We start from the raw sequence: 13,296 nt of genomic DNA, 5'->3' as shown, positions 1-13,296 counted from the left end.
AACGTGTTCTGTATATCGAACGTTTTGTTCACTTTACAGGATCTCATTTCATGACACAAGTCCCCCCGGCGGAGGCGTTCGCAGAAGGTCCCCCCGTCATTGGAGCCAGGCTGCAATTGCTTCGCCAGGCACGCAAGCTCTCTCTCGACGAGCTTTCCCGGCGTGCCGGCGTATCCAAATCGATGCTTTCGCAGGTTGAACGGAATCTTGCCAATCCCACGGTGGCGGTCTTGTGGCGATTGGCGAATGCCTTGGGGATTGGCCTGGCCGAGTTCCTTTCCGGTGGGCAGGCCGACAAGCCGACGCCAACCGTGACAGTCATTCCTGCTCACTCGATCCCGGTGATCAGAAGCCCGGATGGCAAATGCGAGCTGAAGATTCTCGGCCCGGTGGACCTTGCAAGCCGGGTGGAATGGTATGAGCTGTCGATCCATCCTGGCGGCGTACTCGCATCCGAGCCGCATGAGAGCGGTACGAAAGAACATCTGTCCGTAATGAGCGGCTGCGTCACCGTTCAATCCGGCCCCAGTGAGAAGAAAGTCCGGCACGGCGAGTCCGCGCGCTATCCGGCGGATGTTCAGCATGCCATTTCGAATCCTGGAAAAACCATGGCCACGGCATTGCTGGTCGTTGAGTACGCCCAATGACAGCCGTTCATCGGAAGTCGACAGGATTACGCGAGCACTGCAACCCAAGCGCGGATATCCACATCTTCTGCGTCAAGTCCCGCGCGCGCGAAAGATCGTTGCCTTATTGACGGCAAACGCTCCCTCCTCACGGACCCAGTAGATTCCTGCGCGAGCCGGCCGGCTCCGCCATTTTCCATTTACGTCGCCATTACCGCGATACGGTGATCGCTCCGGGCGGGACGATTGCGCGATCTTGCTGATTATCTGACACAGCCTTTTACCTTTATCAATCACTAAATACGATTAGTTAAAATCTAAAGGAGGACAGTATCGTGTTACTGAAGGCGGTTGACAGCTGTGAGGTTATTGTTCTTCTCGACAACGTAAGTGATCTTCTTTCCTCGGTGCCGGCACGTGTAACCGGAGAGGTTTCGAACATTGTGAGAGCCGGTGCGTCCCAATTGGCTGATCCCGCAAACTATTAGTGATCTAGCGCAGTTCAATCTGAAATGCTCTGTGCCTGGCCATTGCACTGGCTGGCGTGCGACTCACAGGCTCGTCGACGCATTCGGGGAAGAGAGAGTCGTGCCTTCTGCAGTGGGGCAGAGGCACCTCTTTCAGGCTTGACGGATGTCGACCACGTTGTAGGCCTTGTCGGACTCGGTCACATCGATCTTGAACGCGACTTGCAGCATGTCCCCAACGGGACGGCGCGGGCGGACAAACCCGGCGGGATACGATGCTGGGCGCCGCCTCGTCCCGCTCGGGGACAGCGCCGACGTCGACGTGGCGGACGTCCTCGACAATCTCGGACGCCCCCCCTACTCCCGTCCCGCCAGACGCCCCTCCCCGTGCTGCCCCGAATCCCCCTCCAGGCAAGCCACCACTTCCTCATCCTCAACCTGCGGAAACTCCCGATAATGCTCGCCGACGGCGGAAAAATTGGCCGGCGACCGCAGGCAGACCACCTCATCCGCGTAACGCCGCACCTCGGCGAGCGAAGCCGGCGCGGCCACGGGCACAGCACATACCAAAAGGGCAGGATGCTGCTGCCGCACGGCATGCAATGCGGCAATCATGGTGGCGCCCGTGGCAAGCCCATCGTCCACCACGATCACCGTGCGCCCGTCCAGCGCACGCGCGGAGCGCCCCGGCGTGTATTGCTCCCGGCGGCGGCGCAGCAATGCAAGCTGTTCGTCGCGCTCCTGGTTGAGATAGCGGGAATCGGCGCCAACGCGTGCGGCGTAGGGCGTCACGTAGACCCAGCCGCTTTCATCGACCGCGCCGACCGCCATCTCGCGGTCGAATGGCGCCCCTAGCTTCCTGACCAGGACCACGTCCAGTTCGCCGCCGAGCCGGTCGGCGAGTATCTTGCCCATCGGCACGCCGCCCCGTGGAATGGCCAGCACCAGGGGATGGGCGTCGCAGTACCGGGAGAGCGCTTCGGCCAGCCGCGCGGCGGCCTCGTTCCTGTCCTGGAAAGTCATGACATCACCTCTTGCCGGCAAGGGGTTAGCTGGCTAGCCGGCCCGCGCGCCATGCCAGCCGCCGGGCGGGCTTGCGGCCCTCAAGCGCGGTGCCAATGAACATACAGGGTCTCGTCGGCGTCGGGATAGTCGATTTCCAGCTTGCCCCGATACGCATGATGCACGGCAGAGCCGATATCGCGTGCCAGGTGAAAGCCCGTGGTCGTGATGGTGATGCGATCCGCCTGAGCCTGCGTCGCCATGATGCGCTCCATCGGATGACTCTCTCTCATCAGGGCTTCGCGGTGCCGCACCAGCCCGAGAATCTCATCCCGGTGCGCCTGCTGGAACGCCCCATCCAGCGTCAACTGCGCCGCGGGCACATGGTCGGCGACGCGGTGGCAGGCCGGGCACATCAGCGCCTTGGCGCCGGGCGGCACGGCCCGCCATTGCCAACGTCCTTTCAGCAAGACCGCGTGGCAAGCAGGACAGGAAGCGACGGCAGGTGCCTGCCCCGGCTGCTTGTAGGCATCGTGGATGAGATCCTCGGGAATTCGGTCCCAACGGGCCGGCCTGACCTGGCTCGAACGCTCACGGACTTTCATGTCTGGCTCCTGAAATCGAATCGGGCAGCGCCCATGCGGCCTGCCTGCTGTATGGCGGACTCGCCTGGCGAGCTCGCCCAATGGAACGCCCGCCCATGCTCATCGCATGCCGCTCGGCGCCCCGAACTTGTGCTCGTGCTTGCGCTGGCACGGCGTGCAGCGTTTGGCCGTGGGATAGGCTTGCAGCCGCGGATAAGGAATGGGTTCGCCGCAGTCCGCGCACACGCCGTAGCTGAGCCTGGCGATCCGCTTACGCGCCACCGCTATATCGGCCAGTTCCATGCGATAGTGTTCCGCCACGGCATCGTCCATGCGCTCCTCGGTGCCATGCTCGGCGAGATCCGCGTCGTCGCTCCCGCCGCGCTCGGCGGACACAGTACGGGAAACGGCTGCGGCCTCCGCCTGGCCACGGATCCTTTGCTCTGCGCTGTCCAGCAAGGTGACGAGGCTGGAGAGTTGCTCTTTCGTTAAAGTTAAATCGGACATCGTCGACTCCCGGGCGCGGCAAAGTGCCTTCGGCGTAGCGCGCTGAACCCTCATTCCGCTTCAATCTTCAATATAGGTGGTGGCTGCCAGTTAGCTTGATCCGCGTCAATCTCACTTCCGGCCATGCGCAGAGCTAGCCGCAGGCATGGTGCGCATGGGCACGGACGCAGCCTGCTCGATCGCATCGGCAACATCGCCCCGCGCCAGCGGTTCGTCCAACCCCAGCGTGCTGCATGCCGCCTTCCACACAGGGGCTGGCGCCTCGCGTACGCCATCGATGCGGATCAAGCGGCGCCAGTCGGCGTGACCTAGGATAAATGCTGGGCACCGCCGAGGATGTCGCCATGCACGAGACGATGCGCGCAATGATTTTCGAAGGCACCGGGCCGGCCTTGCGCTTGGCGAGAGTCCCCGTGCCAATTCCCGGCCCAGGCGAAGTACGTATCGCCGTGAGCACCTGCGGCGTCTGCCGCACCGACCTGCACATTGTCGACGGCGAACTCGCGCACCCGAAAGCGGCGCTCATTCCCGGACACGAAGTCGTCGGCAGGGTCGAGTCCTGTGGCGCTGACGTGACAGGCCTTGCCCCGGGCGACCGGGTTGGCGTGCCGTGGCTCGGGCGGACCTGCGGGCACTGTGGCTATTGCGCCGCGGGTCGCGAAAACCTGTGCGATACGCCGCAGTTCACCGGCTATACGCGTGACGGCGGCTACGCCGAGTACGTGGTAGCCGACAGCCGCTATTGCTTCCCGATGCCGGATCACTACGACGACGAGCATGCGGCGCCGTTGCTGTGCGCGGGCCTGATTGGCTACCGCACGCTGCGCATGGCGGGGGACGCCCGTGAGGTCCGGTCTATCGGCATCTACGGATTTGGCGCGGCGGCCCACCTGGTGACGCAGATCGCCGTCGCCCAGCGGCGCGAGATCTTTGCCTTCACACGCCCCGGCGACGCCGCCGCCTGCCAGCTCGCCCGTGACACCGGGGCGTGCTGGACCGGTCCGAGCGACCAGCCCGCGCCGCGGCCGCTCGATGCCGCGCTGATCTTTGCGCCGGTGGGTGCGCTGGTGCCGATGGCGCTGCAAGCCGTCGCCAAGGGCGGTACCGTGGTTTGCGGTGGCATCCACATGAGCGATATTCCGGCCTTCCCCTATCGCCTGCTGTGGGAAGAGCGTTCGATCGTGTCGGTGGCCAACCTCACGCGCAACGATGGGCTGGAACTGATGCGAATCGCCCGGGCCACGCCGCTGCGCACCACCACAACGGCCTATCCGCTGGAGCAGGCCAATGCCGCGCTGGCCGACCTGCGCGCGGGCCGCCTGGCCGGCGCGGCGGTACTGCGCATCGCCTAGCGTGCCTGCTGCCGGTGTGATTGGCAGGCGGCAAAGCGGAGGGCCGGCTAGTGCGCAGCACCAAACACGGCACCAATTAGAACTCCCCCTCCAAAAAGTGCCCCCTTCGGCACCAACTTGCGCTAGATCAAGTCCGCCCCCCAACCCGCCGGATAGCATTCGAACCTACGCCGTCGCCCCGCGGATCAAGGTCTGTCTTTGTCGTCTCCCCTCCCCTTTGCCCGACACCCTGAACCCCCTGGAGCGCCCGGCGGCATTCCATCATTCAGCGCACAGGTGCACAGGTAGCCGATGAAACTCAAACCAGGCTGGGGTATAGCGGTATTGTTCGTTGCCGGCGCCATTGGCGCTGCCGTGTGGTGGCTTGGCAGCCAGCGCAATCCGTGGCCGGCTGATGTGGTCCACAGCAACGGGCGCATGGAAATCGGCCGCCTTGACGTGGCGGTGAAGTATCCGGGCCGCGTCATCGAGCTGCCGGTTCGCGAGGGCGATGCCCTGGCTGCGGGCGCCGTGGTGGCCCGACAGGATGACGCCGAATTATTGACTCAACTCAGCCTTGCCACTGCAGCCCGCGAGCGTGCCGTGCAGGCGGCGTCGCGCGCGCAGGCGGAGATCGAGGGGCGCGCGAGCCGCCAGCGGCTGGCGCGGCTGGAGTTGACCGAGGCAGTCAAGCTCTACCAGGACCGCCAGATTTCTTCCGTGGAGCGCGATCGCCGGCAGCTTGGCCTGGATGGCGAGAGTGCGGGCGTGACCGGCGCGCGCGCGGCGCTTGGCGAGGCCAACGCGGCGATCGCAGAGGCCGATGCCCAGATTGCCCGCCTGAAGATCCTGCTGGATGAGGCAACCATCCGCGCGCCAGTGGCCGGGCGTGTGGAGTATCGCGTGATCGAGGTCGGCACGGTGCTGCCGGCGGGCGGCCGCGTGGTGTCGCTGCTGAACCTGGCGGATATGTATTTCACGGTGTTCCTGCCCGCGGGTGCTGCCGGCAAGCTGGCTATTGGCGACGAGGCGCGCATCGTGCTGGACGCAATGAAGGACGAACCGATCCCGGCCCGCGTCAGCTTTGTGGCCAGCGAGGCCCAGTTCACCCCCAAGTATGTCGAGACCGATGCCGAGCGCGCCAAGCTGATGTATCGCGTCAAGTTGCAGCTGGCGCCCGAGGTTGCCCAGCGTTACGCAGTCAAACTGAAAGCCGGCATGACGGGCGATGGCTTCGTGCGCCTGGATGCCAGGCAGCCCTGGCCCGCTGCGCTGACGCTGCCCCGGCAGCCGGCCTGACGCCATGCCAAGCCCGCACCCCAACGGTGCCACGGCCATCCGGATCGACGACTTGTCGCACCGCTACGGCACCAGCGTGGCGCTGGATAATGTGTCGCTCACGCTGCCCGGCAATGCCACCATCGGCCTGATCGGCCCCGATGGCGTCGGTAAATCGACGCTGCTCGGCGTGATTGCAGGCGTCAAGCGTATCCAGCAGGGCCATGCCGCCGTGCTGGGCGCGGACTTGCGCGACCGGCAGGCGCGCGAGGCGCTGTTGCCGCGCGTGGCGTTCATGCCGCAGGGGCTGGGACGCAACCTGTACCCGACACTGTCGGTCTACGAGAACGTGGACTTCTTTGCCCGGCTGTTCGGCCTGGGCGGCCCCGAGCGGCGCCAGCGCATCGAGCGCCTGCTGGCCGCCACCGGGCTGGCGCCCTTCCCCGACCGTCCGGCGGGCAAGCTCTCGGGCGGCATGAAGCAGAAGCTCGGCCTGTGCTGCGCGCTGGTCCACAACCCGGACCTGCTGATTCTCGACGAGCCCACCACGGGCGTGGACCCGCTGTCGCGGCGCCAGTTCTGGACCCTGGTGGAGGATCTGCGCGCCGAGCACAGCAATATGACGGTGATCGTCGCCACCGCGTATATCGAGGAGGCGCAGCGCTTCGAGCATCTGGTGGCCATGGATGCGGGCAAGGTGCTGGTGTGCGACCGTACCGCCGATGTGCTGGCGCGCGCGGGCACCGGCGACCTGGAGCAGGCCTATATTTCGCTGCTGCCGGCGGCCCGGCGCGGCGATGCCACGGGGCTGGTGATCCCGCCCCGCCCACCGGATGGCGACAAACCCGCCATCGAGGCCGAGGGGCTGACACGGCGCTTCGGTGCCTTTACCGCGGTGGACAATGTGAGCTTTCGCATCGAGCGCAGCGAGATCTTCGGCTTTCTCGGCTCCAATGGCTGCGGCAAGACCACCACCATGAAGATGCTGACCGGGCTGCTGGATGCCACCAGCGGCACCGCCCGCCTGCTCGGCCAGACCATCGACGCCGGCGATATGCGTACCCGCATGCGGGTGGGCTATATGTCGCAGGCATTCTCGCTGTATGAGGAGCTGACGGTACGGCAGAACCTGGACCTGCATGCCAGGCTCTACCGGATGGAGGGCGAGCGCGCGCAGAAGGCGGTCGGGCAGGCCCTGCTCGATTTCGAGCTGGACCAGCATGCCGATGCGCGGCCCGCTGCCCTGTCGCTTGGCATCCGCCAGCGCCTGCAGTTGGCTGCGGCCTGCCTGCACCATCCGGAAGTGCTGATCCTCGACGAGCCCACCTCCGGCGTGGACCCCGGCGCGCGAGACATGTTCTGGCGCCATCTGGTCCAGCTGTCGCGCCAGCAGCGCGTGACGATCTTCGTTTCCACGCACTTCATGAACGAGGCGGCGCGCTGCGACCGCATCTCCTTCATGCACCGCGGCCGCGTGCTGGCGGTGGGTAGCCCGGACGCGCTGCGGGAAAGCTGCGGCGCGCGGACGCTGGAGGATGCATTCGTCAGCTACCTGGAGCAGGCGGAGACCCCGGAGAACGGCGCTGGCGCCGCCGCTGCGGCTGCGGCGAAAGCAGCGCCCACGCCGCCCGCCCCATCCCCCGCGCCGTCCCCCGCGCCGGCCGGCAGGCCAGCCGCGCATGCCGGCGGCTCGCGGCTGGCGCGGACCTGGGCGTTCGCCAGGCGCGAGGCCATGGAGCTGGCGCGCGACCGGCTCCGGCTGGCATTCGCCATCCTCGGCCCGATCGTGCTGCTGTGCGCCGCGGCGTGGAGCGTGTCTTTCGACGTGGAGAACGTGCGCTTCGCCGTGCTGGACCGCGACCAGAGCCGTGCCAGCCGCGAGCTGGTGGAACAGTTCTCCGGCTCGCGCTACTTCGTGCAGACCGATAGCGTGCACCGCGAGGCGGACGCCGACCGGCGCCTGCGCGCCGCGGACGCCATGCTGATCGTCGAGCTGCCGCCCGGCTTCGAGCGCGACCTGCTGGCCGGGCGCCAGCCGCAGCTCGCATTCCGCGTCGACGGGTCCAGCCCGTTCCCGGGCGCCACCACGCGCGCCTATGTCACCGGCGTGCTGCTGGCCTACGCCAATGCGCAGATGCGCGCGCAGCCGGCACGCCAGGCAGCGCTGCCGGTGTCGATCGAGACGCGCTTTATCTACAACCAGGAGTTCCGCAGCATCTACGCGATCACGCCGGGCATCATCATGCTGGCACTGATCCTGATCCCGACCATGCTGACCGCGCTAGGCGTGGTGCGCGAGAAAGAGATGGGGTCGATCACCAACCTCTATGCCTCCCCGGCCAGCGTGGGCGAGTACCTGATCGGCAAGCAGCTGCCCTACGTGGGGCTGGCGATGATCAGCTACCTGACCTTGGTGGCGCTGGCCATCGTGCTGCTGCAGGTGCCGCTGAAGGGCTCCTTCCTCGCCTTGTCGATCGGCGCCGCGCTGTTCGTGCTGGCGGCCACCGCGCTCGGGCTGCTGATGTCGACCTTCGTGCGTTCGCAGGTGGCGGCCATCTTCGGCACCGCGATCCTGTGCCTGATTCCGTCGGTCAACTTCTCCGGCCTGCTGTATCCGGTGTCGACGCTGACAGGCAGCAGCTACTGGATCGGCCTGGGGTTTCCGTCGTCGTGGTTCCAGCTGGTCAGCCTTGGCAGTTTTACCAAGGGGCTTGGCGCGGGCAGCTTCGGCGCCATGTACCTGGCCTTGCTGGGTTTCGCGCTGCTGTACCTGGCGGGCGCGCGTCTGCTTCTGCGCAAGCAGGAAGCGTAGCCAGGAGATGCCGCGATGAACCAATGGTGCAAGAACGTGGCCCGGCTGTGCGGCAAGGAACTGCGCAGCCTGTTCAGCGATGTGACGCTGATGGCGCTGATCGTCTTTGCCTTCACGCTGGCCGTGCATTCGGTCGCCAAGGGCATCAAGGCCGAGGTGTCGAACGCGTCGGTGGCCATTGTGGATGCCGACCACTCCGAGCTCTCGCGCCGCCTGCGCGATGCGATCCGGCCGCCGTATTTCAAGACGCCGGTGGATGTGGACCGGCGCGCCGTCGAGGCGGAAATGGACCGGGGACGCTATATCTTCGCCATCGAGATCCCGCCGCGCTTCGAAGCCGACGTGCTGGCGGGAAGAACGCCGGCGGTGCAGGTGCTGGTCGATGCCACCGCGATGACCCAGGCGGGCCTCGGGGCCAGCTACCTGCAGCAGATCTTCGCGCGGGAGGCACTTGAATTCCTGCACGCGCGGGGCATCGAGGCGCAGCTGCCCGTGCGCGCGGAGAGCACGGTGCTGTTCAATCCCAATACGGAGTCGCACTGGTTCACGTCGACCATGCAGATCGTGGTGAATATCACGGTGCTGGCCATCATCCTGGTAGGCGCAGCGGTGATCCGCGAGCGCGAGCACGGCACCATCGAGCACTTGCTGGTGATGCCGGTGCGCGCCAGCGAGATCGCGGTGGCGAAGATCCTGGCCAATGGCGCGGTGATCTTCCTGGCGTCCCTGCTGTCGCTGTGGCTGGTGGTGCATCTGTGGCTGGATGTGCCGCTCACCGGTTCGATGGGGCTCTTTGCGCTGAGCACCGCGCTCTACCTGTTCTCGGTGACGGCGCTGGGCATGTGGCTGGCGACCATCGCGCCGGCGATGCCGCAGTTCGGCCTGCTGGCGGTGCCGACCTATGCCGTTGCCTACCTGCTGTCCGGCGCCGCCACGCCGGTGCAGAGCATGCCGCAGGCCATGCAGCACGCGGTGCAGTTCCTGCCGACCACCCAGTTTGTCACGCTCACGCAGGCCATCCTGTTCCGCGGCGCGGGCGTGGATGTGGTGTGGCCGCAGTTGCTCGGCGTGACAGCGGCAGGCGGGATCTTCCTGGCCCTGGCGCTCACGCGGTTCCGCTCCATGCTGGCGCAGCAAGGATAGACCGCCATGCCTGACTACTCTGACCACACTGGCCACATTTACCACGCACGCTTTTCCGCCAGCCCGCTCACCCAACGGATTCCCGCCTTGAGTACCTATCCACGACGCGGCATCCTCGCCGGCCTCATTACTAGCTTCGCAAGCATCGCCGCCGCCGGCCTGGCCGGCTGCGCCACGGTCGACGTCACCGTGCCCGACAGCATCGCGGCGCCGGCCGCGTTCAGGGAAGCCCCCGCCGAGGGCGCGCCGGCTGCGGCGCAGGACCTGGCGCAGTGGTGGCGGAACTGGAACGACCCGGAACTGACGCAGCGCGTGACCGAGACGCTGGCGGCCAATCTCGATCTGCGCGTGGCCCAGGCGCGCGTGGCCGAGGCACGCGCGATCGGGCAGGTTGCGGAATCGGCGTTCTACCCGACGCTGTCGGCGCAGGCCCGCGCGGCGCGCGGCGTGGCCGACTTGCGCAGCCCCAGGGGCCTGCCGGATACCTCGCCCGGCCTGGACGGACATCTTGCCGGACTGACCGTGGCCTGGGAGGTCGACGTCTTCGGCGGCCGCCGCAGCGACGCGCAAGCCGCGGCGGCCGTTGCCCTCAGCGCGCAAGAGCGCCTGCGCGGCACGCGCCTGGTGATCGCCGCCGACGTGGCCGAGAACTACCTGGCGGCGCGCGGCCTGCAGCGCCGCCTGCAGCAGCTGGACCGGAGCACGGAAATCGTCGGTCAGTTGCTGAGCTATACCCGCGCGCGCTATGCGGCCGGACAGGCGCTGTCCTACGATGTCGACCGCGTGAGCGAACAGCTTGGCGCGCTGCAGGCGCAGCGCCCGGTGCTGACCAGCCAGATCTCGATCCGGGAACGCCGCCTTGCGGCGCTCGCCGGCCAGGTGCCGCAGGCCGCGGCGGCGCTGTCGCCGCCGCCCGCGCTCTTCGTGCCGGCGCCGCCTGCCGGCCAGCTGCCGTCCGACGTGATCGAGCGGCGCCCGGATGTGCGCGCCATGGCCGCGCTGGTCCACGCGCAGGCTGCCCGGCTTGGCAGCGCCAAGGCGGAACGGTTCCCCCGGTTTTACCTGACGTTCCTCGGCCAGGACGGGCGCCTGCACGTGGACGGGCTGCCGGCGCTGAGCGGCACCGGCGGGCTGGTGGGCGTCGGCGTGCAGTTGCCGATCTTCACCGCGGGCCGCGTCCAGGCCGGCATCGATGCCGGCGACGCCCGCCTGCAGGCCGCGCAGGCGGAATACAACCAGGCGGTGCTGCGCACGCTGGAGGAAGTGGATAACGCCTACAGCCAGCGCAGCAGCCTGGACCAGCGCGGCGCCCGGCTGGCCGACGTGGTCGCCACCGCGCAGCGCAACAGCCAGAACGCCACGCGCCTGTACGAAGGCGGCCGCCGCACGCTGCAGGATGTGCTGGACGCGCGCGTCGGCGCGCTGCAGCGGGAGGACGAACTGATCCAGACGCAAACGGCGCAGGCGCTGGCGGCCGTGCAGCTATATCGGGCGCTCGGCGGAGAATGGCCGGGCGACGCGGAGTCAGGCCGGCATTGAGCGCAGATTCCGCCTACCCTCCCGTCTTCAGCATCCGCCACAGCGTGGTGCGCCCGATCCCCAGTTGCCTGCTGGCCTCGGCGCGGTTGCCGCCGGCTTGTTCAAGCGCAAGCAGTACGTCGGCGCGGGTCGGCGCGGACCGTTGCGCTTCGTTGCCAAGCACCGGCGGCTCTGGGCGCATTCGCTCGAATTCCGGAAACACCGCGCGAATCTCCTGCATGGATCCGGCCTGGGGATCGCCAAGGTAGATCGCCGCGCGGGTCAGCAGATTTTCCAGTTCGCGCACGTTGCCCGGCCATGCATAGCCGTGGAACAGCGGTGCCAGCAGTTCCAGCGCACGCGCCATGACTTCGTCCGGCAAGCCATATTGCGCGATGCTCCGCTTGACCAGGCGGCGCGCCAGTTCCGGTATGTCGCTGCGCCGGTCGCGCAACGCCGGAAGCTCGATCTGCAGCAGGTTCAGCCGGAAGTAGAGGTCTGCGCGAAACAGGCCCTTCGCCACCAGGCCGTGCAGGTCCCGGTGCGTCGCCGCGATCACGCGCACGTCGATCGGCGTGGAGCGCCCCGAACCTAGCTTCATGACCTCGCGTTCCTGCAGTACACGCAATAGCCGGCTTTGCAGGGCGGCCGGCATCTCGCCGATTTCATCGAGGAAAATCGTGCCGGTGTGGGCGGTCTCGAACAATCCAGGCCTGCCTCCGCGCCGCGCGCCCGTGAACGCGCCGTCCTCATGCCCGAACAGCTCACTCTCGATCAGGCCTTCCGGCAAGGCTGCGCAATTGAAGGCGACGAAGGGGTTGCCGCGGCGCCCGCTCGCGTTGTGAATGCCCTGCGCGACCAGCTCCTTGCCTGTCCCGCTCTCGCCCGTCAACAGTATGGTGGCGTCGTGCACCGCGCCGGCACGCGCGAGGCGCCGCACCCTCTCCAGCGCGGCGGAGCTGCCGGTCAGGTCATCCAGGCTGTGCCGTGCGACCAGCTGCGTCGGGCGCTGGGTGGTCCGCAATGACCGGTCGATCCGCTGCGCGGCCTGCGCGTCCTGCATCGTCACCACCGAGCCGGTGCGCAGGCCATGCTCGACAATGGGCAGGCAGGTCACGATCAGCGCCCGCCCGCCGATGCGCGCGATCCGTTCTTCGAGCGGGCCTTCGGTGCTGATGGATTCGCGCAGGAAGGGCCCCACCGCAGCCGTCAGCTGACGCGGGATATCCTTGTCGCCAGCCAGTCCGAGCAGGCCGACCATGGCGGGATTGACGGCTTCGAGCTGCCCGGCGTCGTCGAACGCGGCCACGCCATCGCGCAGGTGCGCCACGATCGTGTTCAAGCGCACGCGCTTCGACTCCTTGTGCCGGCTGACCCTTGCCAGCTCGATAGAGCGCTCGAAGGCTTCCTCGACCGCCCCAAGGGAGTACAGGAACACGCTTTCAAGGCCCGCCCGCTGTGCGAAGTCGCACGCCATGCCGGGTCCGATGATGACCGTGCAACCCTGCGCGGCAAGCGAATCCACCGCGGTCCGTACCTCGTCGATCGAGCGATAGGCGCGCTGGAGCAGATCCACCTTCAACCAGGCCCGCAGATCGTCAAGCTCGTGCGAAACCGTCTCATGCAGGACCAGCCCGATCCGCTCTCCCGGCCTGGCCGAAGCGGCTTGTGCGATCGCGCTGAGCACGTCAAAGCCGTTCACCTTGACCATTACCACGGGCACGCTCAGGTGATCGCGCAGATAGGCGCCGTTCGAGCCCGCCGCGAGCACGACATCCACGGTGCCCGCGTCGACGTATGCCTGCAGCGCGGCGACCGCGGCGCCGTACCCTTCTCGTACCGCAAGTATCTTCGCCCGGTCGCTGTAGCGCGGCGCCACGGTTTCGCACAACGCTTGCAGGCGGCTGATGCTGACCAGGGCAATGCCGGGCCGATGCGCGTCATGCCGCGAAACGGCAGTGAATTGGGAGAGCGTCGGCACGTAAGGGATCCTCCAGCTGGCCTGTGAAGTGTTTCAAGTGTTTCACG

At 67.2% G+C, this 13,296-nt stretch carries 11 protein-coding genes; 7 read left to right on the top strand and 4 right to left on the bottom strand.

What is annotated here, in order from left to right; translation table 11 throughout:
• Positions 1-50 precede the first annotated feature (50 nt).
• Positions 51-647 (top strand): helix-turn-helix domain-containing protein, encoded by a 597-nt coding sequence (locus ACX12D_RS09030; RefSeq protein ID WP_459373739.1) that lies wholly within the window; start codon positions 51-53, stop codon positions 645-647.
• An 803-nt stretch (positions 648-1,450) separates the two neighbouring features.
• On the opposite strand, the gene ACX12D_RS09025 is transcribed toward ACX12D_RS09030, so the two are convergent.
• From ACX12D_RS09025 to ACX12D_RS09015, 3 genes are all read right to left on the bottom strand, one after another.
• Positions 1,451-2,116 carry a phosphoribosyltransferase gene (locus ACX12D_RS09025; protein WP_459373738.1) on the bottom strand — a complete coding sequence of 222 codons (666 nt, stop codon included), beginning with the start codon at positions 2,114-2,116 and terminating at the stop codon, positions 1,451-1,453.
• Between the two features lie 80 nt (positions 2,117-2,196).
• Positions 2,197-2,700, bottom strand: coding sequence for a BCAM0308 family protein (locus tag ACX12D_RS09020; protein WP_441632078.1), 504 nt, complete (start codon positions 2,698-2,700; stop codon positions 2,197-2,199).
• A gap of 99 nt (positions 2,701-2,799) precedes the next feature.
• Positions 2,800-3,186 carry a TraR/DksA family transcriptional regulator gene (locus ACX12D_RS09015; RefSeq protein ID WP_459373737.1) on the bottom strand — a complete coding sequence of 129 codons (387 nt, stop codon included), beginning with the start codon at positions 3,184-3,186 and terminating at the stop codon, positions 2,800-2,802.
• Positions 3,187-3,340: 154 nt separating this feature from the next.
• On the opposite strand from ACX12D_RS09015, the gene ACX12D_RS09010 reads away from it, so the two are divergent.
• The 6 genes from ACX12D_RS09010 to ACX12D_RS08985 all read left to right on the top strand — a co-directional run bounded on the left by ACX12D_RS09010 (position 3,341) and on the right by ACX12D_RS08985 (position 11,289).
• Complete coding sequence (locus tag ACX12D_RS09010; RefSeq protein ID WP_459373736.1) at positions 3,341-3,493, top strand: hypothetical protein; 153 nt, start codon at positions 3,341-3,343, stop codon at positions 3,491-3,493.
• A gap of 37 nt (positions 3,494-3,530) precedes the next feature.
• Positions 3,531-4,538 carry a zinc-dependent alcohol dehydrogenase family protein gene (locus ACX12D_RS09005; protein ID WP_459373980.1) on the top strand — a complete coding sequence of 336 codons (1,008 nt, stop codon included), beginning with the start codon at positions 3,531-3,533 and terminating at the stop codon, positions 4,536-4,538.
• 291 nt (positions 4,539-4,829) lie between these two features.
• Positions 4,830-5,816, top strand: coding sequence for an HlyD family secretion protein (locus ACX12D_RS09000; protein ID WP_459373735.1), 987 nt, complete (start codon positions 4,830-4,832; stop codon positions 5,814-5,816).
• Between the two features lie 4 nt (positions 5,817-5,820).
• Entirely contained in the window at positions 5,821-8,607 is a 2,787-nt protein-coding gene (gene rbbA, locus ACX12D_RS08995; RefSeq protein WP_459373734.1) for a ribosome-associated ATPase/putative transporter RbbA, read from the top strand.
• Between the two features lie 15 nt (positions 8,608-8,622).
• Positions 8,623-9,750 carry an ABC transporter permease gene (locus ACX12D_RS08990; RefSeq protein ID WP_459373733.1) on the top strand — a complete coding sequence of 376 codons (1,128 nt, stop codon included), beginning with the start codon at positions 8,623-8,625 and terminating at the stop codon, positions 9,748-9,750.
• A gap of 6 nt (positions 9,751-9,756) precedes the next feature.
• Positions 9,757-11,289 (top strand): efflux transporter outer membrane subunit, encoded by a 1,533-nt coding sequence (locus tag ACX12D_RS08985; protein ID WP_459373732.1) that lies wholly within the window; start codon positions 9,757-9,759, stop codon positions 11,287-11,289.
• Positions 11,290-11,302: 13 nt separating this feature from the next.
• On the opposite strand, the gene prpR is transcribed toward ACX12D_RS08985, so the two are convergent.
• Positions 11,303-13,249 carry a propionate catabolism operon regulatory protein PrpR gene (gene prpR, locus ACX12D_RS08980; RefSeq protein ID WP_459373731.1) on the bottom strand — a complete coding sequence of 649 codons (1,947 nt, stop codon included), beginning with the start codon at positions 13,247-13,249 and terminating at the stop codon, positions 11,303-11,305.
• Positions 13,250-13,296 lie beyond the last annotated feature (47 nt).

The sequence above is a fragment of the Cupriavidus sp. PET2-C1 genome (assembly GCF_054515855.1).
This window is presented reverse-complemented; position numbering and strand designations above follow the sequence as displayed.

Bases quoted from the DNA above. Each gene is read 5' to 3' on its own strand.
- ACX12D_RS09030 (WP_459373739.1), top strand. From the start codon at position 51: ATGACACAAGTCCCCCCGGCGGAGGCGTTCGCAGAAGGTCCCCCCGTC.
- ACX12D_RS09025 (WP_459373738.1), bottom strand. From the start codon at position 2,116: ATGACTTTCCAGGACAGGAACGAGGCCGCCGCGCGGCTGGCCGAAGCG.
- ACX12D_RS09020 (WP_441632078.1), bottom strand. From the start codon at position 2,700: ATGAAAGTCCGTGAGCGTTCGAGCCAGGTCAGGCCGGCCCGTTGGGAC.
- ACX12D_RS09005 (WP_459373980.1), top strand. From the start codon at position 3,531: ATGCACGAGACGATGCGCGCAATGATTTTCGAAGGCACCGGGCCGGCC.
- ACX12D_RS08985 (WP_459373732.1), top strand. From the start codon at position 9,757: ATGCCTGACTACTCTGACCACACTGGCCACATTTACCACGCACGCTTT.
- rbbA (WP_459373734.1), top strand. From the start codon at position 5,821: ATGCCAAGCCCGCACCCCAACGGTGCCACGGCCATCCGGATCGACGAC.
- ACX12D_RS09015 (WP_459373737.1), bottom strand. From the start codon at position 3,186: ATGTCCGATTTAACTTTAACGAAAGAGCAACTCTCCAGCCTCGTCACC.
- ACX12D_RS09000 (WP_459373735.1), top strand. From the start codon at position 4,830: ATGAAACTCAAACCAGGCTGGGGTATAGCGGTATTGTTCGTTGCCGGC.
- ACX12D_RS09010 (WP_459373736.1), top strand. From the start codon at position 3,341: ATGGGCACGGACGCAGCCTGCTCGATCGCATCGGCAACATCGCCCCGC.
- ACX12D_RS08990 (WP_459373733.1), top strand. From the start codon at position 8,623: ATGAACCAATGGTGCAAGAACGTGGCCCGGCTGTGCGGCAAGGAACTG.